This window comes from Acuticoccus yangtzensis (assembly GCF_001927245.1).
Classification (GTDB): domain Bacteria; phylum Pseudomonadota; class Alphaproteobacteria; order Rhizobiales; family Amorphaceae; genus Acuticoccus; species Acuticoccus yangtzensis.
The window spans coordinates 216,703-243,024 of record NZ_MJUX01000001.1; the positions used below are offsets into that span (position 1 = coordinate 216,703).

General features: G+C 65.7%; 22 protein-coding genes and 1 tRNA gene. 9 read left to right on the forward strand and 14 right to left on the reverse strand.

From position 1 onward, the window contains the following. Window positions 1–37: 37 nt before the first annotated feature. A complete protein-coding gene (gene hydA, locus BIX52_RS00935; protein ID WP_075219155.1) occupies window positions 38–1,501 on the reverse strand; it encodes a dihydropyrimidinase in 1,464 nt (487 codons plus the stop codon). A 134-nt stretch (window positions 1,502–1,635) separates the two neighbouring features. Here hydA and BIX52_RS00940 point away from each other — a divergent pair, with 134 nt between their 5' ends. Further along, window positions 1,636–2,289 carry an aspartate/glutamate racemase family protein gene (locus BIX52_RS00940; RefSeq protein WP_075220065.1) on the forward strand — a complete coding sequence of 218 codons (654 nt, stop codon included), beginning with the start codon at window positions 1,636–1,638 and terminating at the stop codon, window positions 2,287–2,289. A 558-nt stretch (window positions 2,290–2,847) separates the two neighbouring features. On the opposite strand, the gene BIX52_RS00945 is transcribed toward BIX52_RS00940, so the two are convergent. Then, window positions 2,848–3,363, reverse strand: a complete 516-nt coding sequence (locus tag BIX52_RS00945) for a hypothetical protein (RefSeq protein WP_075219156.1) — start codon at window positions 3,361–3,363, stop codon at window positions 2,848–2,850. 351 nt (window positions 3,364–3,714) lie between these two features. Between BIX52_RS00945 and BIX52_RS00950 the strand changes: the two genes are divergently transcribed. After that, window positions 3,715–5,001: a deoxyribodipyrimidine photo-lyase gene (locus tag BIX52_RS00950; protein WP_083660046.1), complete on the forward strand. Its 1,287-nt coding sequence runs from the start codon at window positions 3,715–3,717 to the stop codon at window positions 4,999–5,001. An 82-nt stretch (window positions 5,002–5,083) separates the two neighbouring features. Here the strand turns inward: BIX52_RS00950 and BIX52_RS00955 are convergent, their stop codons facing one another. Beyond that, on the reverse strand, window positions 5,084–5,887 hold the full coding sequence (locus BIX52_RS00955) for a response regulator (RefSeq protein WP_075219158.1): 804 nt from the start codon (window positions 5,885–5,887) through the stop codon (window positions 5,084–5,086). Window positions 5,888–6,160: 273 nt separating this feature from the next. On the opposite strand from BIX52_RS00955, the gene BIX52_RS00960 reads away from it, so the two are divergent. Together BIX52_RS00960 and BIX52_RS00965 are read left to right on the forward strand one after the other, a co-directional pair. After that, window positions 6,161–6,379, forward strand: a complete 219-nt coding sequence (locus BIX52_RS00960; protein WP_075219159.1) for a NepR family anti-sigma factor — start codon at window positions 6,161–6,163, stop codon at window positions 6,377–6,379. Further along, window positions 6,376–6,912: a sigma-70 family RNA polymerase sigma factor gene (locus tag BIX52_RS00965; protein ID WP_075219160.1), complete on the forward strand. Its 537-nt coding sequence runs from the start codon at window positions 6,376–6,378 to the stop codon at window positions 6,910–6,912. The genes BIX52_RS00960 and BIX52_RS00965 overlap by 4 nt, the downstream gene beginning before the upstream one ends. 75 nt (window positions 6,913–6,987) lie before the next feature. Here the strand turns inward: BIX52_RS00965 and BIX52_RS00970 are convergent, their stop codons facing one another. The 3 genes from BIX52_RS00970 to BIX52_RS00980 all read right to left on the reverse strand — a co-directional run bounded on the left by BIX52_RS00970 (window position 6,988) and on the right by BIX52_RS00980 (window position 10,876). Further along, window positions 6,988–7,473: a pyridoxamine 5'-phosphate oxidase family protein gene (locus BIX52_RS00970; RefSeq protein ID WP_075219161.1), complete on the reverse strand. Its 486-nt coding sequence runs from the start codon at window positions 7,471–7,473 to the stop codon at window positions 6,988–6,990. Window positions 7,474–7,641: 168 nt separating this feature from the next. Further along, the gene (locus BIX52_RS00975; protein WP_170126381.1) at window positions 7,642–9,441 is read right to left on the reverse strand and encodes a sensor histidine kinase; all 1,800 of its coding nucleotides are present in this window, start codon (window positions 9,439–9,441) and stop codon (window positions 7,642–7,644) included. Window positions 9,442–9,850: 409 nt separating this feature from the next. Beyond that, on the reverse strand, window positions 9,851–10,876 hold the full coding sequence (locus tag BIX52_RS00980; protein ID WP_157956175.1) for a YihY/virulence factor BrkB family protein: 1,026 nt from the start codon (window positions 10,874–10,876) through the stop codon (window positions 9,851–9,853). Window positions 10,877–11,019: 143 nt separating this feature from the next. On the opposite strand from BIX52_RS00980, the gene BIX52_RS00985 reads away from it, so the two are divergent. Next, on the forward strand, window positions 11,020–12,177 hold the full coding sequence (locus tag BIX52_RS00985) for an AI-2E family transporter (protein ID WP_157956176.1): 1,158 nt from the start codon (window positions 11,020–11,022) through the stop codon (window positions 12,175–12,177). A gap of 151 nt (window positions 12,178–12,328) precedes the next feature. Here BIX52_RS00985 and BIX52_RS00990 read toward each other — a convergent pair whose 3' ends face one another. From BIX52_RS00990 to BIX52_RS01020, 7 genes are all read right to left on the reverse strand, one after another. Further along, window positions 12,329–12,607 carry an HU family DNA-binding protein gene (locus tag BIX52_RS00990; protein ID WP_075219163.1) on the reverse strand — a complete coding sequence of 93 codons (279 nt, stop codon included), beginning with the start codon at window positions 12,605–12,607 and terminating at the stop codon, window positions 12,329–12,331. Between the two features lie 481 nt (window positions 12,608–13,088). Next, entirely contained in the window at window positions 13,089–15,533 is a 2,445-nt protein-coding gene (gene lon, locus BIX52_RS00995; protein WP_075219164.1) for an endopeptidase La, read from the reverse strand. Between the two features lie 482 nt (window positions 15,534–16,015). Continuing rightward, the gene (gene clpX, locus BIX52_RS01000) at window positions 16,016–17,284 is read right to left on the reverse strand and encodes an ATP-dependent Clp protease ATP-binding subunit ClpX (protein ID WP_075219165.1); all 1,269 of its coding nucleotides are present in this window, start codon (window positions 17,282–17,284) and stop codon (window positions 16,016–16,018) included. A 283-nt stretch (window positions 17,285–17,567) separates the two neighbouring features. Then, complete coding sequence (locus tag BIX52_RS01005) at window positions 17,568–18,191, reverse strand: ATP-dependent Clp protease proteolytic subunit (protein ID WP_075219166.1); 624 nt, start codon at window positions 18,189–18,191, stop codon at window positions 17,568–17,570. 9 nt (window positions 18,192–18,200) lie between these two features. Then, window positions 18,201–19,694, reverse strand: coding sequence for a trigger factor (gene tig, locus BIX52_RS01010; protein WP_342743804.1), 1,494 nt, complete (start codon window positions 19,692–19,694; stop codon window positions 18,201–18,203). A gap of 234 nt (window positions 19,695–19,928) precedes the next feature. Beyond that, window positions 19,929–20,013 (reverse strand) — tRNA-Leu (locus tag BIX52_RS01015). Between the two features lie 35 nt (window positions 20,014–20,048). Beyond that, window positions 20,049–21,530 carry a bifunctional ADP-dependent NAD(P)H-hydrate dehydratase/NAD(P)H-hydrate epimerase gene (locus tag BIX52_RS01020; RefSeq protein ID WP_075219168.1) on the reverse strand — a complete coding sequence of 494 codons (1,482 nt, stop codon included), beginning with the start codon at window positions 21,528–21,530 and terminating at the stop codon, window positions 20,049–20,051. 168 nt (window positions 21,531–21,698) lie between these two features. On the opposite strand from BIX52_RS01020, the gene BIX52_RS01025 reads away from it, so the two are divergent. The 4 genes from BIX52_RS01025 (at window position 21,699) to cbiB (ending at window position 25,694) form a co-directional block, all read left to right on the forward strand. Beyond that, on the forward strand, window positions 21,699–22,037 hold the full coding sequence (locus tag BIX52_RS01025) for a P-II family nitrogen regulator (protein WP_075219169.1): 339 nt from the start codon (window positions 21,699–21,701) through the stop codon (window positions 22,035–22,037). Window positions 22,038–22,070: 33 nt separating this feature from the next. Next, complete coding sequence (glnA, locus tag BIX52_RS01030; RefSeq protein ID WP_075219170.1) at window positions 22,071–23,480, forward strand: type I glutamate--ammonia ligase; 1,410 nt, start codon at window positions 22,071–22,073, stop codon at window positions 23,478–23,480. 236 nt (window positions 23,481–23,716) lie between these two features. Beyond that, window positions 23,717–24,763 (forward strand): threonine-phosphate decarboxylase CobD, encoded by a 1,047-nt coding sequence (gene cobD, locus BIX52_RS01035; protein WP_205647667.1) that lies wholly within the window; start codon window positions 23,717–23,719, stop codon window positions 24,761–24,763. A 10-nt stretch (window positions 24,764–24,773) separates the two neighbouring features. Further along, window positions 24,774–25,694, forward strand: coding sequence for an adenosylcobinamide-phosphate synthase CbiB (cbiB, locus tag BIX52_RS01040; protein WP_075219171.1), 921 nt, complete (start codon window positions 24,774–24,776; stop codon window positions 25,692–25,694). A 7-nt stretch (window positions 25,695–25,701) separates the two neighbouring features. Here the strand turns inward: cbiB and BIX52_RS01045 are convergent, their stop codons facing one another. Further along, on the reverse strand, window positions 25,702–26,247 hold the full coding sequence (locus BIX52_RS01045) for a gamma carbonic anhydrase family protein (protein ID WP_075219172.1): 546 nt from the start codon (window positions 26,245–26,247) through the stop codon (window positions 25,702–25,704). Window positions 26,248–26,322: the final 75 nt, after the last annotated feature.

The window sequence follows — 26,322 nt, forward strand, 5'->3', positions numbered from 1 at the left end:
GGGATCTTGACCCCGCCGCGGATCGGCAAAATCGTGCTTAGATGAGCTTTGCGCCGAAATTCAGCGCCGGGTCGAACTCGGGCGCGATCTTGCCCGTGGGCGCCGCCGCCTTGCCGCCGGTGCGGGGGAGGAATTGCCCCGTTCCCGCGGTGCCGGTCAGCTTGCCGTCGTCGACGATCACGTCGCCGCGGCGCACCACCGTCGTCGGCCAGCCCTTCACCGTCATGCCCACATAAGGGGTGTAGCCGGTCGCGTCGGCCATCGTCTCGTCCGTGAAGGTGACCTCCTTCTCGGTGTCCCAGATCGCGAGGTCCGCATCCTTGCCGATCGCGATCGAGCCCTTGCGGTCGGCGATGTTGTAGATCTGCGCCGGGGCCGTCGCGGTCAGGCGCACGAAATCGGTGATCTCCATGCGGCCCTTGGACACCATCGCGTCGAACAGCAGCGGCAGACGCGCCTGAAGGCCCGGCATGCCGTTCGGGATCTGCTTGAAATTCGGGTTCGGTCCCGCCGACAGCTTGCCCTTCTCGTCGTAGGAGAAAGGGGCGTGGTCGGACGTGATCGTCTGCAGGTCGCCCCGCTCTAGCGCCGCCCACAGCGCCTCGATGTCGCGCGCCTGGCGCGGCGGCGGGCTGCAGCACCACTTAGCCCCCTCCGTGCCCGGCTTGTCGAGATCCTGCGCGGTGAGGAAGAGATATTGCGGGCACGTTTCCGCCCACACCTTCACGCCGCGGGCGCGCGCCGCGTTGATCGTGGCCGCCCCCTCCTCGGTGGAGACGTGGAAGATCATCACCGGCTGGTCGATCAGTTCCGACATCGTGATGAGCCGGTTGAACGCCTCCGCCTCGGACCCGCGCGGGTGGCTCACCGCATGATATTTCGGCGCCGTATAGCCGCGCTCCAGGAGACGCTGCACCATCCACTTGATCATACCGTGATTTTCGGCATGAGCGCAGACGAGAGCACCGAGCTCGCGGGCCTTCAGGAGGATGTCGAGAACCTGCTCGTCGTCCACCTTCATGGCATCATAGGTCATGAAGATCTTGATGGAGCCGTGGCCGGCCTTCACCAGCTCCGGAAGCTGCTCGGTGAGAAGCACATCCGTCGGGTCGGTGACGATGAGGTGAAGCGCGTAGTCGATGATCGCGCCCTTGGCCGCCAGCGCGTGATAATCCTTGGCGACGGTGGCGAGGTCGAGGCCCTTATGCTGGGCGACGAACGGGATCACCGTCGTGGTCCCGCCGAGCGCGGCGGAGGCGGTGCCGGTCTCGAACGTGTCGGCGTTGACGACACCCATCGCCGAGAGCTGCTCGATGTGGCAGTGGCTGTCGACCCCGCCGGGGGTGACGATGCGGCCGGTCGCGTCGACGATGCGGGCCGCATCGCCGAGGTTGCTGCCGAGCGCGGCAATCTTGCCGTCTTTGACGGCGATGTCGGCGCGCATGACGTCGACGGCGGTTGCGACGGACCCGCCGCGGACGATGAGATCGAAGGAAGACATGGGCGTGGGGGCGTAGGGCTCTGACGGGGTGAGGAAAATGCGGGCTGGCTGGCCCTTCGGCGCGGAATGTGCACACTCCGTGCCGCGATGAGGCTGGAGGATAACAGGTGAGCCGGACCAAACAACGCATTCTGGTGGTCAACCCCAACTCCAACGAGGCCGTCACCCGTGGGATCGACGCCGCGCTCCAGCCGCTGCGCTATGCCGAGGGGCCCGAAATCGCCTGCATGACGCTGGCCGAAGGGCCGTTCGGCATCGAGACGCAGGCCGATGTTGAGAGCGTCACCCTCCCCCTCGCCCGGCTGATGCGCGAGACGAACGATACCGACGCCTTCATCATCGCCTGCTATTCGGACCCCGGCCTTCACGTCTGCCGCGAGGCGACCGACCGGCCGGTGTTCGGCATAGCCGAATGCGGTGTGCTGACGGCGCTGGCGCGGGCGGAGACGTTCGGCGTCATCGCGATCAAGGACCGCTCGATCCCGCGGCACATCCGTTATCTGCGGCAGATGGGGCTGATGGATCGGCTGGCCGGTGAGCGGGCGCTGGGGCTGAGCGTCGCCGAGACGGCGTCCGGCGGGTCCACGTTGCAGCGCATGACCGACGTCGGAACCGCGCTGCGGGACGAGGACGGCGCGCGGGCGATCGTCATGGGCTGCGCGGGCATGGCGGCGCACCGCAAGAACCTGGAGGATCGGCTCGGAATTCCGGTGATCGACCCGACACAGGCCGCCGCGACGATGGCGCTCGGCACTGTGGCTCTGGCAGCGGCGGCCCTTGCCGCCTGACCCGCCTGCATGCCGTCCCGCCCGCATGCCGCCTGCCCTGCCCGTGTGAGTGTCGACGTCAGGACACCGCGCCGAGGTTGATATCGGCGCGATGCCGGGTTTGTCCCAGCACCTCGATCAGTCGTGTAACCCGGCGACCCTTGCAACTCGACCGCCCGTGCAACGCGATCACCTATCCAACTCGATGCCCCTTGCTACTCGATCGCACGGGCAACTCCATTGCACGGGTAATTCCATCGCCCGGCCAACTCCATCGCTCGGCCAACTCGGTGAACTGCGCAGCTCGATCAGCCGTACTACTCGGTGACCTGTGCACCTCGTTCATCCGTGCAGCTCGATCACACGTGGAACTCGATCGCCCGTACCTCGGTCGCCGACAAATCCCGCGACGTCCGGCGCACGGCGCCCAGGGCACTGTCGACCCAGGTCCCCGCCGCTCGATAGGCTTCGGCATCGGCGCCCAAGGTCGCCCATAGAAAAAGCCGCCTCGATCACATCGGGCGGCTTGGTCGACGAGCGAGGCAAAACCGGCCCTCGCGGGGGCCGGCGCAAGCTCGATTACAGATCGTCGCGATAGAAGAGGTCCGTCCGAGCGGCGTTGTCGGCCAGCGCCTGACGGAGCGCCGCGGGGGCCTCGATCGCCGGGGCAGCCGTCACCACGCGCAGTTCGGCGATGTCGTCTTCGCTGTCACGCACGGTGATCGACGGGATCACCACGTCCTTGGCGATGATGGTCGTGTTGTTCTCGGGATCATGCGTGAACACCTCTTCCCCGTTCGGGTCGAGCAGCACGATGCGCTGGCGCTGACCACCGCCGACGACCTCGACATGGGTGACGACGGACGAGGACTCGATCCGGTCCGTGGTGCGCTTCGCGGTCCGGGCGCCCGAAGGATCGGCGATATGCTGGTCACCGGCCATCATATTGCTGGCCAGTTCGACGTTCTGCGTCAACTTCCCGACAGTCGACGTGACGCCGTTATAGAATTCTTCATGGTTTGCCGCATAAGCTGCGGCAGCAACGGAACCAGTGAAGACCAACGCGACGATAGCGGTGCGACCGAGCACTGACATCCGAGCTCTCCTTCCCGTAGGGCCGTTTGCCCTTTATGCCGCTCCTGCGGCTTTTCCCTATGGCGCTCCTAAGCGCCGACTTGTCCACAGTTGGATATGTTGCACCTCGGCCACAACCCCATACTGTCGACATTCGAGATCACTTTTTGGGGAAAATTTAACTTTGCCCCTGTGTCTCACCAACGTTAAACAGGACATTCAGTTCCCGTCCGCGTCGGTGTTCTCCTTATACCCCCAAACGATTCGCGGCGCAAGCGTGGGGTAAGGCTCGCCTTGGATGCACTCGCCCGCCGGATATCGGCACTCAACGACAAGCCGCCGCGGCAAGACGCACAATACGTCCTCTACTGGATGCAGCATTCCCAACGCGCCGACGCCAATCCGGCGTTGGAGCGCGCGGCCTATTGGGCCAACGAATGCCGCCTTCCTCTCCTCGTCCTCTTCGTCGTCGACCCCGATTACCCTGACGCCAATCTACGCCACTACACCTTCATGCTGGAAGGCCTGAAGGAGACCATTGCAGCCATCGAAAAACGCGGCGCACACGTGTCGCTGCGGCTGGGGTCCCCTCCTAAAATCGCTGCGGAATGCGCCAAAAAGGCCGCGATCGTTGTCACCGACCGCGGCTATCTGCGCCACCTCGTGGCCTGGCGCAGAGAGTTGGCCGAAGACGCATCATGCCTCGTCGAAACGGTCGAGGGCGAGGCGATCGTCCCCGTCGAAGAGGCGTCCGGAAAGCACGAGACGGCGGCGCGCACCTTCCGGCCGCGCGTCCACAAGGCGCTTCCCCGCTTCACCGACCTTCCGCCGACGATCACCCTCAAGACGAAGGCGAAGGGCCTCGCAAGCAGCGCCAACGAGACCCTCACCGACGTCGCCGCCTTCGCCGAAAAACTCGGCTGCGACACGGCGGTCAAACCTGTCGCCGACATCAAAGGCGGCACGTCGCAAGCGCGGCGGCGGCTGGCCCACTTCGTCCAAGAGGATCTGCCTCATTATGGCGACGGGCGGGCCGACATGGTGAACCGTCACATTTCCGTGATGAGCCCTTACTTACACTTCGGGCAAATATCGCCGCTGGAAATTTACCTCACCGTCAAAGAGGCGAGCGCCAAGCGCGAGAGCCAGGACTCCTATGTCGAGGAGATGCTGGTTCGCCGCGAACTGGCGATCAACCACGCTCACTATGCGCCGGACGACTACGACGCCTACAGCGGCCTCCCCAAGTGGGCGCAAGACACGCTCGAGGCGCACAAAGGTGATCCGCGCGAGAAGGTCTTCACCTACAAGGAATTGGAGGCCGGGAAGACGGACGATCCCTACTGGAATGCGGCGATGAAGGAGATGCGCGAGACCGGCTATCTCCACAACCACATGCGCATGTATTGGGGAAAGCGTCTCATCGCCTACACGAACACGCCCAAGACGGCGTACGACTTCGCGCTGAAGCTTAACAACACCTATTTTCTGGATGGGCGCGACGCGAATTCCTACGCCAACATCGGCTGGCTGTTCGGCCTGCATGACCGCGGTTGGCCCGAGCGCGCGGTGTTCGGCAAAGTCCGCACGATGACCGCGGGCGGCCTCGAACGGAAGTTCGACATCAAATCCTACGTCAAATGGACCGAGGGCCTGTAGCAGCCTCCTAGGCGCCCGCCCCTGCACATCGCAGGGGCGGCCGGGGCGAAAGGCCCCGGCGTCGCCCCTCAGGTCCTCGCCGTCAGACCGCAGACGCTTCCTTCTCGCCCGAACCGGACTCGCTGGTCTGGAAGAACAGCGCCTGGGACACCACCGCCTTCACCGTGTCCGTCTCGAACGGCTTGGTGATGAGGAAGGCGGGCTCCGGCCGCTCGCCGGTCAAAAGGCGCTCAGGATATGCGGTGATGAAGATCACCGGCACGGTGATGGACGCCAGGATCTCGTTCACCGCGTCGAGCCCGGAGGAGCCGTCGGCCAATTGAATGTCGGCCAGCACCAGGCCGGGACGGCGCGCCTTCACGGCCTCGACCGCCTCGGTGTGGGTGCGGGCGATGCCGGCGACCTCGTGGCCGAGGCCCTCCACCAGCGCCTCGAGGTCCATCGCGATCATCGGCTCGTCCTCGATGATGAGGACGCTCGTCGCCACCTGCTCGGCAATCGACTGCCCTGCCTCGTCGATCAGGGTGCGCACGCCGTTCATGTCGGTGTCGAGGATCGCCGCGGCCTCCTGCATCGAGAAGCCCTCGACGGTGGTCAGCAGGAACGCCTGACGGGCACGCGGCACCATCGCGTCGAGGCGCTTCTCGTAGAGCGCGGTGCGCGCCGCCGTCTCCTGGTTCAGCTCGATGGAGTCCCAGATCTGGATCAGGATCCGGTAGAGGGAGACGCGCGGCGGGATCGACTCGTCGAACATCGAGGGATCTTCGATCAACGCCTCCAGCGCGGCCTGGACGTAAGCGTCACCACTGGGCTGCGTGCCCGTGAGAGAGCGGGCGAAGCGGCGCATATAGGGAATGTGCGGCGCGATGGTTTTGGCGAGCGACATGAGCTTTCCTTGACGAGTTCGGACCCCGGCCCGCTTATCGGGTAACGCTTGCGCGCGCGATCCTCCGCGCACAAACCAATCCCAAAGGCGAAAGCCAAGCCCCTATGGAACGAACGAACCGCCAAACCGTTCCAGCAAGGTGGACGTTCTAACGTGCGGCCTCGAATCCGGTTCCGTGGCGCGGGCGATCCCGCCTCCTCGGCACCGGAGACGGCGCAGCGGGGAACCCAACCGATGGATAGCGAATTGTGAAGGAATGCCCGACGGTGTGCAATGACTGAAGACGATAAGCCGGGCAGCGTCCAGGACGACCAAATGCAGTCGTTGATAGGAAAGCAGTTGCGAAATTTGTACGATTCGGTGCTGGTCGAGCCTATTCCCGATAAGCTCGTGGAATTGCTCTTGAAACTCGATGACATCGAGGTGGGCACCGCAACCAGTCCGAAAAAGCCGGCGACCGACGACGACAGCGCGGAAAGCGACAGCGAATGAGTGTTCGCGAGGAACTGATCCGCCAGATCCCGAACCTGCGCGCCTTCGCCGTCTCGTTGTGCGGCAACGCCGAACGGGCGGACGACCTCGTTCAAGAGGCGCTGATGAAGGCGTGGGCGTCGATCGAGATGTTCCAGGAGGGCACCAACATGCGTGCCTGGCTCTTCACCATTTTGCGCAACGTCTACTATTCGGAGTTCCGCAAGAAGCGCCGCGAGGTGGAGGACGCGGACGGCAAGATGGCCGCCAACCTCTCCACCCATCCCGAGCAGCTCGGCCACCTCGACATGGTCGATTTCCGCGAGGCGTTGAGCCAGCTCGCCGCCGACCAGCGCGAGGCGCTCATCCTCGTCGGCGCGTCAGGCTTCTCCTATGACGAAGCGGCGGAGATCTGCGGCTGTGCCGTCGGCACCGTCAAAAGCCGCGTCAACCGCGCGCGCACCCGCCTGGCCGAGCTCCTCTCGGTCCAGTCCGGCGCCGAGTACGGCCCGGATCACCACTCCCGCTCGGTGGTCGACGCGCGCAAATTCTGACCAGCGCGCTCGGTCATCCGGCGACCTGCACCGGAACCGGCCGCTCGCCGGCCGGTCTTCGTCCGACCCTCTTCCCTAAAGCCTCACCTTGACGTGCTCGGCCAGTGCGGGCCCGGGCTCTTGCCGTCCTGCCGCCGTCAACGCCTCCAGCGCGACCAGAAGGTTGGGGCTCGCGTTGTCCCAATATTCCGCACACTCGGGATGCACGGCGAGAAGCACGGCCTCCGGATCGTCGGGCCCCTCCCCGAACCAGGCGTCGATGGACGGGGTCCACACGTCCCGCAGCCGGCTCCTGTCGCTGAGGACATCCGCCGTGCCCGAGATCGACACGTAGGTGCCCGTACGCGGGTCGACATAAGCGAGGCACACGCGCGGATCGGCGCGAAGCTCGCAGTCCTTATGGTCGCTCCGGCGCGTCACGAACCAGATCGTTCCCGCTTCGGGATCCGGTGTGCCGACCATCGGTCTGCACCTCACCGACTCACCATCAAGCGTCATCATCATGCACGTCTCGATGCGGCCGATTTCACGCCAGACGCGTTCGACGTCGTCATCCATCATGGCATCACTCCAAGCCTAGCCTCAAGGCTATGCATCCGCCAGGAATGCGCAGGCCGAGGCTGTTCATGCTATAAGAATGGCTCTGGAGGGCGAGCTGTTCCCATGCCCGAATGCAATTCGCGCGCAACTGGGGGCCGCTGAGACGCGGCGAACCGATCCGTTCGGATCCTAACTCGCCTGCGCCAGCATCGTGCGGTCGGGGCTGGCGAAGGGCACGATTCCTTCGAGCGGCAGCGTCATGGTTGCGACGAGCCCCGAGGGCGTGAAGTCCAAGTTCACCTCGGCTCTCAGCGCGCGCGACAAATTCCGCTCGATCACCGTCATGCCGAAGCCGCGCCGGGTCGGCTCGCTCACCGCCGGTCCGCCGACCTCCGTCCACGTGAACTTCAGCATTTCCGTGTCGCCCGGCTGGTACACCGTCCACGCCACGTCGAGCGAGCCCTTGGCGTTGGCGAAGGCGCCATATTGCACCGCGTTGGCGGCCAGTTCGTGGATCGCGAGGCCGAGATTCTGGGACGCTTCAGGCGACAGGATCACCGACGGACCCGAAATGCGCACCCGCGAGGAATGCGGCGGGATGAACTGGCCGATGAGAACGCGGACGAGATCGCCGATGTCCACACCCGCCCACTCGTCGGCCACGATGAGGTCCTGCGCCGCCGACAAGGCTCGCAGCCGCGCGATGAGCGCAGGAACGAAGGCCTCGACCGTCGACGCCTGGGTGCTGGTCTGCCGCGCGATGGCGATCACCACCGTCAAAAGGTTCTTCGTGCGATGCGTCAGCTCACGCATGACGAGGCGCATCTGCTCCTCGTTGCGCTTGCGGTGCGTGATGTCGATCGACGCGCAGGTGATGCCGAGAACGGTCCCGTCCGGCTTCAGGTTCGGCTCGATGTGAAGGTCGTACCACCGGCGGTCCATCCCCTCGCCAACACCGATCTCGCCGGACAGAGGCCGTTTCGTCTCGATCACCCGGCGCTTCAGGTCGGCGATCGCCGTCAGGTCGGCGGCTGGAACCACCTCCTCGTCCGTCCGGCCGATGATCGAGCCGATCTGCGTCTCGTCGGAGTTGGCCCAGGTGTAGCGCAGGTTCGTATCCTGGCTGAACACCATGATCTTCTCGGACCGGAGCGCCAGGTTGAAGCGCTGCAGCGTCTCGGCCAAGCGGCGGGACAGGTCCGTGCGCATCATGTCCAGCCGCTTGGAGCGCGAAATGTCGATCGCGGTGCAGACGACCCCGGCCAACTTGTTCGCCTCGTTGGTGATCGGCACGACGTCCATGCGGAACCAGGCACGCTCGTCGTTGCCGGGGATCTCGATCTCGAACGTCTGGGTGGTGCCGGTCTGGAGCGCCCGCGTCTTGTGTCCGACCACGAGCGGGCGGACCGCGGAGGGCAAAATCTCCTCGTCCGTCTTGCCGACGATGTCCTCGGGGATGAGGAAGGGCCGCGGATTGATGACCCACTGGTAGCGCAGATCGACATCCTGAAACAGCACGGTGATCTGCGAATTGCGGGTCGCCAGCTCCATGTAGCGATGCATCTCGCGCACCGACTTCAGCTTTTCGTGCTCGCGCTGCAAGATCCCGAGGAGACGCTTGTTGCGTGCCTCCGCCCGCGTCGCCTTCAAAGTATCGGGGTTGCCGCGCTTGGCCGCGCGGTACGCCGTGTAGCGGTGCAGCGCGACCGTCGCCGCAATGGCAAGGCCGCTCCCCGCCGCCGCCGCGGTCGCCAGCGCGACGAGCACCTCCTGCCCGCTGGTGACGATGGTGACGTTCGCGCCGCCCGCCGCCCCCGGAAGCACCTGGGCCGCGGTCATGCCGATGCCGGCGATCTGCCACAGGACATCACTGGTCAGAAGAATGACCGCCGCGGCAAAGAGGGAAATGAGGCGCGCGGACCTGCCGCGGCCGACGACCGCAAACAGGGTCAGCGCCGCGACGGTGCCGAGCTCAGCAATCCCAATCATGGTGGCGGCGTCGGCCGGCCCGTTCATCAGCGATGGCCCCGCATTGGCGAACCGGAACGGCGGTCCCGGCACGCATCTATTGAAGACGACAGATCTAATGTGCCCGAGGTGGTGTTAAACTGGTTACAAGCTCACTTAGAGCCGCACGCGACGGGCGTCGACCATCCGGATCGCTCTGCTTTGCTCGTAAGCATAGAACTTTTGCATTTTTGCGTCCAACCCACCCCGAGAGATCAACAGTTTGCCGCTCCTCCATCCCGCATCGGCGCAACGGCGGGACGGACCGATGACCGGAGCCCCCGCGACCACCGTGCGGCGAAGCGGCCGACCTCTGACGGTATAACGAGCGGCGGCACGATCTGTTGCATGCACCGCTCCGCGTGATCTTCAGTATCAGATCCCGGTCTCTTCAGATTTTGGACGCGCGCCCGACGGTGTCGGCCACGTAGGCGCCGCGCCTGCCCATCGGCTGCTCGGGACCGAGCGTCGTATCCACCATGGTCTGATGCTCCGCTTCCGCCGCCAATTCAGCGCCCAGAAGGAGGATGTAAATGGATATATAAAACCAGAACATCAGTGCGATAACTGTGCCCAACGACCCATACATCGCCGCATAATTGGCCACGTTCGACAGATACCACGACAGAAGGGTCGATGCGGCGAGCCAACCGGCCGCCACCGTCACCGCGCCGACCGAGATCCACCGCCACCGCGCCGCCCGCCGGCTCGGCCCGAGGCGGTAGATCGCCGCGGACCCGACGGACACGATGATGAACAAGGCCGGCGCCGTCAGCCGCCGTCCGCCATAGTCGAGCCCGTCCTCGCCGCCGAACAAAAGCGGCATCACCACGATCACCGAGATCATCACGATGCCGATGACGAGCGCGGCCAACGTCACCCCGAAGGCCCTCAGATAAAGCGCGATGGTCCCCCGCTTTTCGACCTCGCCATAGGCGACGTTCATCGCCCCGAAGAGGGCGATCACGGCATTGTTCATCGACCACAGCGACAGTCCGACGCTGAGGAGAAGCGTGACCGTGAGGCCGTCCTCCTGTGCCTTCGCAACGCGGCCGATCTCGTGCGCGATCCATTCGATCGCCTGATCCGGCAGATAACCCGCCAGGATCGAGACGTGATCCTGCAGCGTGAGGCTCGACGTCATCAGCCCATAGAAGGACACGATCGCAATCATCGCCGGGATGAGGGCGAGGAACACATAAAAGGTCACGCCGGCGGTGATCAGGCCGAGATTGTCGATGGACACCCGCTCCACCACGCGCAAGAGGATGTCCCACCACCCGCGCCAGCCGATCTCGAACGGCGTTCGCGCGGCGCGCCCGCGCAGACGTTCGTGGTACGGAAGCTTGCTCGGCGGCACGGATCTGCGGCGGCCAGGATCGTGGTTGAGCGGGTTCAGCCGCGATGAATTCTCCAAGTCCGTGCCTTTTTCTTCCAACAGCGAGACAGAAGACCGAACGTTGGCACGGCCTTTTGCGTTCACATGGGGTTATCGCACCATCGCGCCCGATTGCACCAACCGGGCTCCCCAGGCGGTGCATAAGGGAAGGAACGCAACGCTTGTCCGCTGACGATCAACTGCCGCCGGCGCAGGACGCCTCCACTGCCAAGATCCCCGTTCACGTGGGCTCGGGTGTCAAGGCCCCGCTGATCATCCTCGCCACCCTCTCCGTCCTCGCCGCCTTCGACTATGCGGAAAGTCTGGTTCTCCCGATCGTTCTCGCCTTCGTCATCTCCTTGACGCTGACCCCGATCAATCTGTGGCTCCAGCGGCGGATCTGGCCCGGCCTCTCCGCCTTCCTCCTCGTCAGCGCCGTCACGCTCGCGCTCGGCATGGCGACATTGATGCTCGCCCAGCCGGTGACGACATTTCTGGAAGACGCGCCGACCATCGGCCGTAAGCTGAAGGAAAAGCTGGAAGATTTCCGCGAGCCGGTCGAAACCATCACCGAGGCGAGCAAGGAGGTGGAGCAGATCACAAGCTCCGCCAACGACCCGATGGTGCGCGAAGTGGTCGTCCGCCAGCCGGGGCTCCTCAATCGCGCGGCGTCGAACATCGGCAACATCGCGTCGACGTTGGTGGTGGCCATCGCCCTCACCTACTTCCTCCTCGTCACGAACCGGCTGATCTACGAGAAGATCGTCCACGCCTCGCCGAAGCTTTCGGACAAGAAGCGCTCGCTGATGGTGGTGAACAACATCGTCACCACTGTGTCCAAATACCTGCTGACGATCACCATCATCAACGCATGCTTCGGCATCAGCATAGCATTGACGATGCTGTTGCTGGGCATGCCGAGCCCTGCACTGTGGGGACTGGCCGCGTTCCTGTTGAACTACCTCCCGTTCGTCGGCTCGCTGATCGGCACGGCGTCGGGCGTTCTCATCGGCCTGTTGACCTACGACGACATGATATGGGCGGTTCTGCCGGGGGTGGCCTACTTCACCATCACGACGCTTGAGGGGCATTTCATCACCCCCAGCGTGCTCGGCCAGCGGCTGGAGCTCAACCCGGTCGCGATCCTTCTGTCGATCGCCCTGTGGGGGTTCATCTGGGGGGTCGCCGGTGTGATCCTGGCGGTGCCGATCCTCATCATCGTCAAAGTGATGAGCGACAACATCCCTGAAATGCAGCTTTTTGGTACATTCTTGTCAGGCACGCCGTCCACGGAGGACAGCGACATGCCGCAGGATCTCGATATCCCGCGGCTTCCCTGACGGGGCTTCTCGCGCGGGGCCGGTGAAGCGGCGCGGCCCCCGCGCCAAAGAGCACTTTGTGGCGGCCGTCGTCCGGCTCGCCGACGCGGGACCGCCGGATCCCTGGCGGGATCCGGCCGGCCCTTGCGCATCCGCCGTTGGACCGGACGGACTACTCGTCGTTCAGCGCATCTTTCAGCGGCTTGCCCGGCTTGAACTTCGGAACCTTGGCGGCCTTGATGGTGATCGGCTCCTTGGTCTGCGGGTTGCGACCCTGCGACTCCGGGCGGTCGGTCACGCTGAACACACCGAAGTTGGTGATGCGCACTTCGTCGCCGGTCTTCATCGCGTTGATGATCGCAGTGAAGGTGGCGTCGACCGCCTTGGCCGCAGCCTTGGCGTCCAGGTTGGCAAGCTCCGCCACCTCGGCGGCGAGTTCGGCTTTCTTCATCCCGTCTCTCCCTTTGCGGATGACCGGGCTACCCTGTCATCACTCTCGCCCGTCGCCTAGACGATAGTGATGAAAAGAGCCCTATTTCCCTGGGAAATTGGCCCTCAAACCTTTCCAAAGTGCGAAAGTTTCCTCTGCGGCGTCGCGATGGAGCGGTGAGAGGTCCATTTTCTTCAACAAAACGCGAATCGCTTCATCCCGCGGCGCGTGTCACGCCGATGCGAGAATCGCAGATTGCCTTGCGAATCGCGGCAGACGCGGTACCGACGCGCGCGTCATTGCAAGCGCTGATCCGGTGATCGCCATGATTAGGTCATGTTGTCAACAACTAGACGCATAGTCCTCGCATTGCTTCAATGCGACATGACGCCTGCCTGCTTTACACGCACCGCCATCCTGCCGCGGCGGCAACGAAAAAGGCGGGGCCCTGCGGCCCCGCCTTTCCTGTCACGACTTCGAGGTTCCGCGTTTCGCCGACGCCTCAGTGGGCGCGAAACGTGGCCTCGTCATCCTCCGCGCTCCCCTTGCGGGTGCCGTCGGCGGAATAGTCCGGCTCGGTCCACTCGATCGGCTCGGGCATGCGGACCAGGGCGCGCTGAAGCACCTCGTCCATGCGCGAGACCGGCACGATCTCGAGTTCGTTCTTCACGTTGTCCGGGATGTCCACCAGATCCTTGGCGTTGTCCTCGGGGATCAGAACGGTCGTGATCCCGCCGCGCAGGGCGGCGAGCAGCTTCTCCTTGAGGCCACCGATGGGCAGCACGCGGCCGCGCAGGGTGATCTCGCCGGTCATCGCCACGTCGCGGCGGATCGGGATGCCGGTCAGCACCGACACGACCGCGGTCGCCATCGCGATGCCGGCGGATGGGCCGTCCTTCGGCGTCGCACCCTCCGGCACGTGGACGTGGATGTCCCGCCGGTCGAAGGTGGGCGGTGCGACACCGACGTCGAGCGCGCGGGAACGGACATAGGACGCCGCCGCAGAGATCGACTCCTTCATCACGTCGCGCAGGTTGCCGGTGACCGTCATCTTGCCCTTGCCGGGCATCATGAGGCCTTCGATCGTCAGGAGCTCGCCGCCGACCTCGGTCCATGCGAGGCCCGTGGCGACACCGACCTGGTCCTCCAGCTCGGCCTGGCCGTAGCGGTGACGCGGGGGCCCGAGATATTCCTCGAGCTTCTCGACGTTCACCTCGACGGTCTTCACCTTGCCCTTGGAGGTGAGGATCTCCTTCACCGCCTTGCGGGCGAGGGTGGCGATCTCACGCTCCAGATTGCGCACGCCCGACTCGCGGGTGTAGCGGCGGATCAACTGGCGCAGCGCCTCGTCGTCGATGGCGAACTCGCCCGACTTCAGGCCGTGGTCCGACTCCGCCTTGGAGATGAGGTGGCGACGCGAGATCTCCGCCTTCTCGTCCTCGGTGTAGCCGGCGATGCGGATCACCTCCATACGGTCCATCAGCGGACCGGGGATGTTGAGCGTGTTCGCCGTGGTCACGAACATCACCGACGAGAGGTCGTATTCGACCTCCAGATAGTGGTCCATGAACGTCGAGTTCTGCTCCGGATCCAGCACCTCCAGGAGGGCCGACGAAGGATCGCCGCGGAAGTCCATGCCCATCTTGTCGATCTCGTCGAGCAGGAAGAGCGGGTTGGACTTCTTGGCCTTCTTCATCGACTGGATGATCTTGCCCGGAAGCGAGCCGATATAGGTCCGGCGGTGGCCGCGGATCTCCGCCTCGTCACGCACGCCGCCCAGCGAGATGCGAACGAATTCGCGCCCCGTGGCCTTGGCGATCGACTTGGCGAGCGAGGTCTTGCCGACGCCCGGAGGGCCGACGAGGCACAGGATCGGCCCCTTCAGCTTGTTGGCGCGCGCCTGCACCGCCAGATACTCGATGATGCGCTCTTTCACCTTCTCGAGACCGTGGTGGTCCACGTCGAGGATCTGCTGCGCATTGTCGAGGTCGTTCTTGACCTTGGACGGCTTCTTCCAGGGAATCGACAGCAGCCAGTCGAGGTAGTTGCGCACCACCGTCGCCTCGGCCGACATCGGGCTCATCTGACGCAGCTTCTTCAGCTCCGCCTCGGCCTTTTCCTTGGCTTCCTTGGAGAGCTTGGTCGTCTTGATGCGCTCTTCCAGCTCGGCCAGCTCGTCCTTGCCGTCCTCGCCGTCACCCAGCTCCTTCTGGATCGCGCGCATCTGCTCGTTCAGGTAGTACTCGCGCTGGGTCTTCTCCATCTGCCGCTTGACGCGGGAGCGGATGCGCTTCTCCACCTGAAGGACCGAGATCTCGCCGTTCATGATCCCGAGCACCTTCTCGAAGCGCTCGATGACCGAGGAGGTGCCGAGAATCTCCTGCTTGACCGGGATCTTCACGACCAGGTGCGAGGCCACCGTGTCGGCGAGCTTCGCGTGGTCCTCGATCTGGCCGACCGCGGAGATGACCTCGGGCGAGATCTTCTTGTTCAGCTTCACATAATTTTCGAACTCCGAGACTACGGAGCGGGCGAGCGCCTGCGCCTCGGTCTCGTCGTACTCGGCCTCTTCGACCAGGCTGGCGTCGGCCTCGAAGAAGTCGGCGCGGTCGGTGAAGGACTCGATTTCCGCGCGTGCGGTGCCTTCGACCAGCACCTTCACGGTGCCGTCGGGCAGCTTCAGGAGCTGCAGCACGGTGGCAAGGGTTCCGATGTTGAACAGGCGCTCGGGCTTGGGATCATCGTCCCCGGCCTCGCGCTGCGTCACGAGGAGGATTTGGTTGTCCGCACGCATGACTTCCTCAAGCGCACGGATGGACTTCTCGCGACCGACGAAGAGTGGCACCACCATATGCGGGAACACGACGATGTCCCGCAGCGGCAGAACCGGGTAGGTGCCCGAGCCCGCGTTCGGCCCGGTGTCGCGATTGTCGTCCGACTTTGCCATGAACTGTCCTTTCAGCTTGGCCCGAGCTCGCCACATCATGCACGAGTCGAGCCACCGGTCACCGCGCGCCTTCGGCTTTGAGGGCCCCGCCCACGGGTATCGTCGGGCGGTGCGGCGGCGATCGTCGAGGATGCACCATCGCATCTCAGGGTTCGAGGTGGCTCTATCATGAGCCGACTTCAAGCCTTGACCGGGGCTTGCCCGTTTGCAAGGGCGCAAAGCCTCGGTCGAAGCCGTTCAAGCCGGCTTGAACATCGCCCGTCGCGCGACGCTGAGCCGCACGACACTGCACGTTACGATACGCACGAAAAGCGAGATGCCAGCCGCTCGACCACTGTGCGAACCTGCCCCGGCACCACCAACGCTACGAATACAATCACATCCTAAAATGCGGACAAGACCCACAATCTCGCGGAAGTTGTAAGAGCCCAACGCAGCGAAAGGCAGGCATGCCGCCCCCCGCCGCCCTCGTTCTCGTCCCCTCAGGCCGAGGTCCGGGACGGCTCGGACGCGCGATCTTCGTAGATATAAAGCGGACGCGCGGTGCCGAGAATGACCTCCTCGGAGATAACAACCTCGCGCACCCCGTCGAGGCCCGGCAGCTCGTACATCGTATCGAGCAGGATGGCCTCGAGGATCGAGCGCAGGCCGCGCGCGCCGGTCTTGCGCTCGATCGCCTTGTCGGCGATCGCCTTCAGCGCGTCGGCGTGGAAGGTGAGCTCCACCCCCTCCATCTCGAACAGGCGCTGATACTGCTTCACGAGCGCGTTCTTCGGCTCGGACAGGATCTGCACCAGCGCCTCGTTGTCGAGATCCTCGAGCGTCGCCAGGACCGGGAGGCGGCCGACGAACTCGGGGATGAGGCCGAACTTCAGGAGGTCTTCCGGCTCGACGGAGCGGAAAAGCTCGCCCGTGCGGCGGTCTTCCGGCGCCATCACCTGGGCGTTAAAGCCGATGGAGGTGCCGCGGCCGCGGTCGGAAATGATCTTGTCGAGCCCGGCGAAGGCACCGCCGCAGATGAACAGGATGTTGGTCGTGTCCACCTGCAGGAACTCCTGCTGCGGATGCTTGCGGCCCCCCTGGGGCGGCACCGACGCGACCGTGCCTTCCATGATCTTCAGCAGCGCCTGCTGCACGCCCTCCCCCGACACGTCGCGCGTGATGGACGGGTTGTCGGACTTGCGGGAAATCTTGTCGACCTCGTCGATATAGACGATGCCGCGCTGGGCCCGCTCGACGTTGTAGTCCGCCGACTGCAGCAGCTTCAGGATGATGTTTTCCACGTCCTCGCCGACATAGCCGGCTTCGGTGAGGGTCGTGGCGTCGGCCATCGTGAAGGGAACGTCGAGGATGCGGGCGAGGGTCTGGGCGAGCAGCGTCTTGCCGCAACCGGTCGGGCCGATCAGCAGGATGTTCGACTTCGCGAGCTCCACGTCGTTCTGCTTCGACGCGTGGGACAGGCGCTTGTAGTGGTTGTGGACCGCGACCGAGAGAACCTTCTTGGCGCTCTGCTGGCCGATCACGTAATCGTCAAGCACCTTGCGGATTTCGAGCGGGGTCGGAATGCCGTCGCGCGACTTCACCAGCGAAGACTTGTTCTCTTCGCGGATGATATCCATGCACAGCTCGACACACTCGTCGCAGATGAAGACGGTCGGCCCGGCGATGAGCTTGCGCACCTCGTGCTGGCTTTTGCCGCAGAAGGAGCAATAGAGGGTGTTCTTACCGTCGCCGCTGGTCGCTTTGCTCATCAACTCACCCTTTCATCGCCCGATCGTCCGCACGGGTCGGGAACGCTTCCGAACACCCATCGGGGCCGCCTACGGTCTTGTCACCGCCCATATTGGGACGGGCCCGGCCCCGATGCAAACCCCCGACATGGGATAGTCAACCGCCCCATGCGTTACCAAACTTAAAACCGCCCGCCTGGAGCGGACGGTGCGAGCGCGGGAGAACGCCCCCGTGCTCAGAGATACCAGCTAACCGGCACAGGCCGTCCCGGCAAGGGGTATACACGCAAACGTTGATCGCACCTTAAGCGTCGAGCGCGGCGCGGCTCTCGATCACGCGGTCGATGATCCCGAACTCCTTGGCCATGTCCGGGGTCATGTAGTGATCGCGCTCCAGGGTGGACTCGATCTTGTCCAGCTCCTGGCCGGTGTGCTTGCGGTAGATCTCGTTCAGACGGCGCTTCAGGGCGAGGATCTCGTTGGCCTGAAGCTGGATGTCCGCCGCCGTGCCGCGGAAACCGCCGGAGGGTTGATGCACCATGATGCGCCCGTTGGGGAGCGCAAAACGCATATCCTTCTCTCCCGCCGCGAGCAGCAGCGCGCCCATGGACGCGCACTGACCGAGGCACAGGGTGGAGATCGGCGGGCGGATGAACTGCATCGTGTCGTAGATGGCGAGACCCGAGGTCACGATGCCACCCGGCGAGTTGATGTAGAGGGAGATCTCCTTGTTGGGATTATCCGCCTCGAGATACAGAAGCTGCGCACACACCAAGGTCGCCACCGTGTCCTCGATGGGACCGGCGATGAAAATGATGCGCTCCGACAGGAGGCGCGAGAAGATGTCGTAAGCCCGCTCGCCCCGGTTGGTCTGCTCGACAACCATCGGGACGAGGGAGGACATATAGAAGTCTACTGGATCTTTCATCCGCCCGGCCTAGTGATCGTGGTGGTGATGATCGTGGTCATGATCATGATGGTGGTGATGATCGTGGCCATGGTCATGATCGTGGTCATGCGCGTGATCGTGCTCGTCCTCGTCCATGCCCTTCAGAAGCTCGTCCTTGGACACCGGAAGAGTGTTCACGGTCGCAAGCTCGAGAATGTAATCGACGACCTTGTCTTCGAAGATCGGCGCGCGAAGGGAGGCGATCGCCTGCGGGTTCTGCTGGTAATATTGCAGAACCTGCCGCTCCTGGCCCGGGAACTGCTGCATCCGCTCCTGAAGCGCGCGCTGCACTTCCTCGTCGGTCACCTGAACCTCGGCCTTCTGGCCGACCTCCGACAGCAGGAGGCCGAGACGCACGCGGCGTTCGGCGATCGCCTGATAGTCGGCGCGGGTCTTCGCCTCGGAGCCGTCCGCATCGTCCGCCAGAGACGCGTCGAAGGACTCGCCCTTCTGCTTCATCTCGGCATCGACCTGGCGCCAGATCGAGTCGAACTCGGTCTCCACCAGCTTCTGCGGCAGCTCGAACTTGAACTTCTCGTCCAGCGCGTCGAGCAGGGCGCGCTTCACCTTGGCCCGGCTCGCCGTGTCGTAGGAGCGCTGCATCTCGCCCTTCAGGGCCTCGCGCAGCTTCTCCAGGCTCTCGAGGCCCAGCTTCTCGGCGAACGCATCGTCGAGCACGGTGTCCTTCGGCGCGGCGATCTCGTGGATCGTCACGTCGAACTCGGCCGGCTTACCGGCGAGGTGGGTCGCGCCGTAGTCCTCGGGGAAGGTCACGCGAACGAGAGCGAGACCCGGCACGAAGCCGAGAAGCTGCTCCTCGAAGCCCGGAATGAACCGGCCTTGACCGATGACGATGTCGATCCCTTCGGCCGAACCACCCTCGAAGGGCTCGCCGTCGATCTTGCCGACGAAGTCGATCTTCAGACGGTCACCGTCCTGAGCCGGCCGATCGACGGGCTCATAATCCTTGTAGTTCGCGGCGAGCTTCGTCAGCTCTTCCTGAAGCTCCTCCTCGGGAACCTCATAGACCGGCTTCTCGACCGTGATCGCATCGAGCCCGGCGACCTCGATCTCCGGCAGGACCTCGTACTTCACGGCGAAGGACAGGTCGCTCTTGCCGTCCATCACGTCGGCCATCGAGCCTTCGTCGACATCGACGTCGGGCTGAAGGGCCGGCTTCTCGTCGCGGCCCTCGACCGCGCCGCGCACGGACTCGGTCATCACGTCGTTGATGACCTCGGCCATCGCCGAACGGCCGTACATCTTCTTCAGGTGGGCCATGGGCACCTTGCCCGGCCGGAATCCCTTCAGGCGGACCTTCTGACGCAGGTCGTCGAGATAGGTGTTCAGACGCGCGTCGAGGGTCGCTGCGGGAACCGTCACCTTAAGTTCCCGCGCGAGACCCTCAGCACGGGTTTCCGTCACTTCCATCGGGTTCACTTTCCGCAGCACCAAAATCTGTTGTGGGGGAGGACGCTCCATGTCGCGCCGCAAGCCACCGGTGTCAATGGCGTGACACGGGGGAATGTCGGCGTTGCGCCCGACTGAGGTGCAAAATGATGAGAAAACCGCCAGCGCCCCAAACGAGGCAGCGACCAAAGCAGGCCCGCAAGGCGGTCACGACGCGCCCCCACCGCTCTCAAGCAGGCCGAAGGCCGATAGCGCCGAAAACCCCGACCGCTCTCAAGTAGGCCGAAGGCCGGTAGAGCAGAAACATGGTGCGGGTGGAGGGACTCGAACCCCCACACCTTGCGGCGCCAGAACCTAAATCTGGTGCGTCTACCAGTTCCGCCACACCCGCGCGGCGCCCGCTATAAAGCCGCAGGGGCGTTGCGGTCAAACATGATCGAAGGCGGCACGCGCATGGCGCAGATTGGCGATCAGATCGGTCGCGATCAGTCCCGGCCCGACACGCTGCGCCACGTCTCCGTGCAGCCACACCCCCATCGCCGCCGCCTCGAAATAGGCGACCCCCAGCGCGAGGAAGGCGGTGATCATCCCCGCGAGGACGTCCCCCGCCCCCGCCGTCGCCAGCCACGGCGGCGCATTCTCGCCGATCGCCGCCCGCCCGTCAGGCGCGGCGATCACCGTGTCGGGGCCTTTGAGGACGACCACGGCCCCGCTCGCCTCCGCCGCCCGCCGCGCGGCCGCCAGCTTCCCGCCCTCCGGGGCGCCGAACAGCCGGGCGAACTCGCCGGCATGGGGGGTCAGAACCGCGCCGGGCCCCTTCGTCAGCGCGCACAAGGCATCGGGATCACCCGCGAAGGCGGTCAGCGCGCCGGCATCCAGCACCGCCCGCGCCGGGGCCGCCAGCGCCGCACGCACCATTTCGCGCGTCGCTTCACCCGCCGGAAGACCCGGGCCAAGACACACCGCATTGCGCCGCTTGTCGGCCAGGGATGCCGCCAGCCCCTCCGCCCCGTCGGCCCGCTCCAGCATGACCGCCGTCAGGTGATGGGCGTTGACCAGCAGCGCATCCCCCGGCGAGGCCATGGTGACGAGCCCCGCCCCCGTGCGCAGCGCCGAGGCCGCCGCCATCCGCGCCGCGCCCGTCGCCGTCATCGGCCCGGACACCACCACCGCATGGCCGCGGTCATATTTGTGGCCGGCCAGCGCCAGCACCGGCCGCGCGTCGCGCCACAGGGCCGGAACGTTGACGAAGGTCCGGCATGCCGCCGCCGCCACGGCCGCGTCCGGAATGCCGATATCGGCGACGATCACCTCGCCGCACAGGTCACGCCCCGGCAGCAGCAGGTGACCCGGCCTGCGGCGCTGGAACGTCACCGTGTGGCGCGCCTCGACCGCCGTGCCGCGCACCTCGCCCGTCGCCCCGTCGACCCCGCTCGGCACGTCGATCGCCACCACCACGCGCGGCCGCGCGTTCACCCGGCGCACCACCTCGGCGAACGTCCCCGCAACGTCACGCGCAAGCCCGCCGCCGAAGAGCCCGTCGACGATCACCTCGGCCCGCTCAAGCGCATCGCCCGCCACCTCGGCCACCGTGCCGTGATAGGCCGCCCGCGCCGCCCCGGCGACGAGCTCCCCCGCCCCGCCGGACAGGTCGATCAGCGACACGAACTGCCCCCATTCGGACAGGATCCGCGCGGCGACGAAGGCGTCCCCGCCATTGTTGCCCGGCCCCGCCAACACCAGGATCGGCGCACCGGCAGGCGTATGGCGGGCGACGACCTCCGCGACGGCGCGTCCGGCCCGCTCCATCAGCGCATCGAAGCCGATGCCGCCGTCCACCGCGGCCTGGTCGATCACGTTCATCTGCCGCGGTGTCGGGAGCGCGAAATCGGGGGCAGATCGCGTCATTGCGCATTTTCCGCGCACGTTGCCCACAAATACGCCATTAAAATTGCCTCCCTAGGCGGCAAGTGCCCGAAAACACGACAAACGGTGACTGGAACTGTTGGCATGGTCTCTGCATCATCGCGCCAGTCCAGCGGGCCGGGTCGTCCGTCCGCCGCTGAGCGGGGTGTCATGAAGAAGATCGAAGCCATTATTAAGCCGTTCAAGTTGGACGAGGTGAAGGAGGCGCTGCAAGAGGTGGGGCTTCAAGGCATAACCGTGCTTGAAGCACGCGGGTTCGGGCGTCAGAAAGGCCATACCGAACTCTATCGCGGCGCGGAGTATGTCGTCGATTTCCTGCCCAAGGTAAAAATCGAGCTGATCGTTCCCGACAGCCTTATGCCCGCTGCCGTCGACGCCATCCGTAACGCCGCCCAGACCGGCCGGATCGGCGACGGCAAGATCTTCGTCCTCCCCGTCGAGGACGCCATCCGTATCCGCACCGGCGAAGTCGGTGAGGATGCGATCTAACCACAGAAGCGCAAGAGAGAGAGCCATACGCGAATGACCACAGCGCAAGACATCCTCAAGGATATCAAGGACAAAGACGTCAAGTACGTCGATCTGCGCTTCACCGACCCGCGCGGCAAGATGCAGCACGTCACGATGGACACCTCCCTCGTCGACGAAGACCTGTTCGCCGACGGCACCATGTTCGATGGCTCGTCCATCGCTGGTTGGAAGGCGATCAACGAATCCGACATGATCCTCATGCCGGATCCCGAGACGGCCTACATCGACCCCTTCTTCGCCCAGACCACGATGTGCCTCGTCTGCGACATCCTGGAGCCGGGCACCGGTGAGGGTTATAACCGCGATCCGCGCTCCACGGCCAAACGCGCCGAGGCCTACGTGAAGTCCGGCGGCTTCGGCGACACCATCACGATGGGTCCGGAAGCCGAATTCTTCGTCTTCGACGACGTGCGCTTCAAGGCCGACCCCTACAACACCGGCTTCAAGCTCGACTCCACCGAGCTGCCGTCCAACATGGACACCGAATACGAAATCGGCAACATGGGTCACCGCCCCCGCACCAAGGGTGGCTACTTCCCGGTCCCGCCGATCGATTCGCTCCAGGACATGCGCTCCGAGATGCTCTCGGTCATGGCCGAAATGGGTGTGAAGGTCGAAAAGCACCACCACGAAGTCGCCGCCGCACAGCACGAGCTCGGCCTGAAGTTCGAGACGCTCACCCGCGTCGCCGACTCCATGCAGATCTACAAGTACGTCGTGCACCAGGTCGCGCACGCCTACGGCAAGACCGCGACGTTCATGCCGAAGCCCGTCTTCGGCGACAACGGCACCGGCATGCACGTCCACCAGTCCATCTGGAAAGACGGCCAGCCGACCTTCGCCGGCAATCTCTATGCCGACCTTTCGGAGAACTGCCTGTTCTACATCGGCGGTATCCTGAAGCACGCCAAGTCGCTGAACGCCTTCACCAACCCGTCGACCAACTCCTACAAGCGTCTGGTCCCGGGCTACGAAGCGCCGGTCCTGCTCGCCTACTCGGCGCGTAACCGCTCGGCCTCCTGCCGCATCCCCATCTCCTCCTCGCCGAAGGGCAAGCGCCTCGAAGTCCGTTTCCCGGATCCGGCCGCGAACCCCTACCTCGCCTATGCCGCCATGTGCATGGCCGGCCTCGACGGCATCAAGAACCGCATCCATCCGGGCGACCCGATGGACAAGGACCTCTACGACTTGCCGCCCGAGGAGCTCGCCGGCATCCCGACCGTCTGCGGCTCGCTGCGTGAGGCGCTCGGCGCCGTCGACGCAGACCGCGAGTACCTGAAGGCCGGCGGCGTGTTCGACGACGATCAGATCGATGCCTATATCGAGCTGAAGATGGAAGAGAACATGCGCTACGAGATGACCCCGCACCCGGTCGAGTTCGACATGTATTACTCGGTCTAATCGGACCGCATTGTCCGGCGCGCCCGCCGCGCCGGACACGTCGAGGCCGCGCCCCGTGCGCGGCCTTTTTCGTTCGGGCTCGCGGCCGGTGCGCGGCGTATTCGTTGTGCCCGCGCGATGTGCGCGGCCGTTTCGTCGCGCCCGCAATCCTTCGCGCGCCTTTTCGTTGGGCATCGCCGCATTCGTCCCGGCTCGCGCTTGTGGCCGGCGGCCGCGGGCGCCATGGTCCGCACGCGATGACATCCGATCCCGCCTCCCCGCCCAGCCCCGCCGGCACGCGCCCCGGTGACGCCAGCGCCATCCCCCACGGCGGCGACCTCGGCGACGCCGCCCGCCTCGCCGGATCGGCCGCCGCCGCCGCGCACGGCTGGCTGGACCTCTCCACCGGCATCAACCCGCATGCCTTCCCGGCCGTTCACGACGCCGCCGCCCTGAAGCGCCTGCCACAGCGCGCCGACGAGGATCGCCTCATCGCCGCCGCCCGCAGCACCTACCGCGTGCCGGACGATGCCGCCATTCTCGCCGCCCCCGGCACGCAGGCGATCATCCAGTGGCTGCCTCACGTCCTGCCCGCCGACCGCGTGACCGTGCTCGGTCCCACCTACGCCGAGCACGCCGCCGTCTGGTCCCGCCACGCCCCGACCACCGAGGCGACGACGCTTCCCACGGACGGCCTCGCCGTGGTCGTCAACCCGAACAACCCCACCGGCCGCGTGGTGCCGCAGGAGACGCTCGCCGCCTTCGCCTCCGCGGGCGCGCCCGGCACCGTCCGCCTCGTCGTCGACGAGGCGTTCGGCGATCTCACGCCGGAGGTCACCGCTGCTCGCCTCTCCGGCACAATCGTCCTGAGAAGCTTCGGCAAATTCTACGGTCTGCCGGGCCTGCGTCTGGGCTTCGCGATCGGCCCCGCCCCCGTCATCGCCCGGCTCGCAGAGGCGCTCGGCCCCTGGGCCGTCCCCGCGCCCGCCCTCGTCACCGGCGCCGCCGCCCTCGCCGACAACGCATGGGCCACCGCCATGCGCGCCCGGCTCACCCGCGAGGCGGCCGAGCTCGACACGGTGCTGACCGCCGCAGGCCTCACCGTCGTTGGCGGCACGGCCCTCTTCCGCCTGGTCGAAACGCCGGACGCCGCGGCGCTGCAGCGCGCCCTCGCCCGTCACGCCATCTGGACCCGCGCCTTCCCCTACGCCCCCACCTGGCTGAGGATTGGCCTCCCCGGTCCGCACCTCCCCCGCCTCGAAGCCGCCCTCGCCGCCATCGCGGCCCGCCCGGACAACGCCTGACGATCCGCCCATGACCGCCTTCGCCGTTCCCCTCGCCCTCGCCGCCGACATGCTGGTCGGCGAACCGGCCGCCCTCTGGCGCCGCACCGGCCATCCCATCACCTGGATCGGCGCCCTGATCAGCCGGCTGGACGCGCGTCTCAACAACGGCACGCGCGCGCGCGGCGTCCTCGCCCTGGCCGCCCTGTCCGCGGTGTGCTTCTTCGCCGGCGGCCTCATCGAGGCGCTGCTTCCGGGCGGCCCCGTCGGCGTCCTCCTGACGGCCGCCGTCGCCTCCATCTTCATCGCTCACAAAAGCCTGATCGAGCACGTCAGCGCCGTGGCCGCCGCGCCGGATCTTGCCACGGCGCGCGCACGGGTCGGCCTCATCGTCGGCCGCGACACGGCCGAGATGGACGCCGGCGCCGTCTCCCGCGCCGCCCTGGAATCCTTGGGTGAAAACTTCTCGGACGGTGTGGTGGCGCCGGTCTTCTGGTTCGCCGTCCTCGGCCTGCCGGGGCTGATCCTCTACAAAGGCATCAACACCGCCGACTCGATGATCGGCCACAAAACCCCGCGCCACAAAGCCTTCGGCTGGGCCGCCGCGCGCACCGACGATGCCGCCAACTACGTCCCCGCCCGGCTCGCCGCCGTCCTCATCGCCCTGCAGCGGCCGCACGTTTGGCGCCGCTGGTCGGCGGTCGCCGCCAGCGCGCGGCGCCACGTGTCGCCCAATGCGGGCTGGCCGGAGGCGGCGCTCGCCGTGGCGCTGAAGGTCGAGCTCGGCGGTCCGCGCCGCTACCAGGGCCGCATGCTGGATGGCGTGCGCCTCAACCGCGGCGGCCGCACCGCCCGGCTCGATGATATCGCCCGCGGCACGGCTCTCATCGGCCGCGCGGGCCTGACGCAGATCGGCCTCTACACCGTCCTCGCCGTCCTCTCGGCGCTCTGACGGCGGGTCAGCCCACGGCCTCCATCTCGATCTCTTTCAAACCGGCGGCGAACATCTCGGCATTGGCCACGTAGCGCAGCGCCTGCTGGCGTAGCCCCGCAGCCGTCGCCTCGTCGAGTTGGCGGATCACCTTGCCCGGCGCGCCCACCACCAGGCTGTTGTCCGGGATCTCCTTGCCCTCGGTGATCAACGCCCCCGCGCCGATGATGCAATTCTTCCCGATCTTCGCCCCGTTCAGGACGATCGCCCCCATGCCGATGAGCGAATTGTCGCCCACCGTGCAGCCGTGCACGATCGCCCTGTGGCCGATGGTCACCGTGGTGCCGATCGTCGCCGGAAAGCCGGGGTCGACGTGGATCATCGTGTGCTCTTGGATGTTCGTGCCCGCGCCGACGGTGATCGTCGTATTGTCGCCCCGCAGCACCGCGCCGAACCACACGCCGACACCCTCGCCCAGCTCCACGTCACCCATCACGTGCGCGCCCGGCGCGATCCAGGCCGAGCCGTCCGCCGGCAAGCGCGGACGAACGCCGTTCAGTTCATAAAGGGGCATGGGGCATCTCCTCAGGCAGGGCCAACCGGCCCCTCGTTTCGTTTGAGGCGATGATGAAGCTGGCGGCGCCCGCGT

Bases quoted from the DNA above. Each gene is read 5' to 3' on its own strand.
- hydA (WP_075219155.1), bottom strand. From the start codon at position 1,501: ATGTCTTCCTTCGATCTCATCGTCCGCGGCGGGTCCGTCGCAACCGCC.
- BIX52_RS00945 (WP_075219156.1), bottom strand. From the start codon at position 3,363: ATGTCAGTGCTCGGTCGCACCGCTATCGTCGCGTTGGTCTTCACTGGT.
- BIX52_RS00950 (WP_083660046.1), top strand. From the start codon at position 3,715: ATGCAGCATTCCCAACGCGCCGACGCCAATCCGGCGTTGGAGCGCGCG.
- BIX52_RS00955 (WP_075219158.1), bottom strand. From the start codon at position 5,887: ATGTCGCTCGCCAAAACCATCGCGCCGCACATTCCCTATATGCGCCGC.
- BIX52_RS00960 (WP_075219159.1), top strand. From the start codon at position 6,161: ATGACTGAAGACGATAAGCCGGGCAGCGTCCAGGACGACCAAATGCAG.
- BIX52_RS00965 (WP_075219160.1), top strand. From the start codon at position 6,376: ATGAGTGTTCGCGAGGAACTGATCCGCCAGATCCCGAACCTGCGCGCC.
- BIX52_RS00970 (WP_075219161.1), bottom strand. From the start codon at position 7,473: ATGATGGATGACGACGTCGAACGCGTCTGGCGTGAAATCGGCCGCATC.
- BIX52_RS00975 (WP_170126381.1), bottom strand. From the start codon at position 9,441: ATGATTGGGATTGCTGAGCTCGGCACCGTCGCGGCGCTGACCCTGTTT.
- BIX52_RS00990 (WP_075219163.1), bottom strand. From the start codon at position 12,607: ATGAAGAAAGCCGAACTCGCCGCCGAGGTGGCGGAGCTTGCCAACCTG.
- lon (WP_075219164.1), bottom strand. From the start codon at position 15,533: ATGGCAAAGTCGGACGACAATCGCGACACCGGGCCGAACGCGGGCTCG.
- clpX (WP_075219165.1), bottom strand. From the start codon at position 17,284: ATGAGCAAAGCGACCAGCGGCGACGGTAAGAACACCCTCTATTGCTCC.
- BIX52_RS01005 (WP_075219166.1), bottom strand. From the start codon at position 18,191: ATGAAAGATCCAGTAGACTTCTATATGTCCTCCCTCGTCCCGATGGTT.
- tig (WP_342743804.1), bottom strand. From the start codon at position 19,694: ATGGAGCGTCCTCCCCCACAACAGATTTTGGTGCTGCGGAAAGTGAAC.
- BIX52_RS01020 (WP_075219168.1), bottom strand. From the start codon at position 21,530: ATGACGCGATCTGCCCCCGATTTCGCGCTCCCGACACCGCGGCAGATG.
- BIX52_RS01025 (WP_075219169.1), top strand. From the start codon at position 21,699: ATGAAGAAGATCGAAGCCATTATTAAGCCGTTCAAGTTGGACGAGGTG.
- glnA (WP_075219170.1), top strand. From the start codon at position 22,071: ATGACCACAGCGCAAGACATCCTCAAGGATATCAAGGACAAAGACGTC.
- cobD (WP_205647667.1), top strand. From the start codon at position 23,717: ATGACATCCGATCCCGCCTCCCCGCCCAGCCCCGCCGGCACGCGCCCC.
- cbiB (WP_075219171.1), top strand. From the start codon at position 24,774: ATGACCGCCTTCGCCGTTCCCCTCGCCCTCGCCGCCGACATGCTGGTC.
- BIX52_RS01045 (WP_075219172.1), bottom strand. From the start codon at position 26,247: ATGCCCCTTTATGAACTGAACGGCGTTCGTCCGCGCTTGCCGGCGGAC.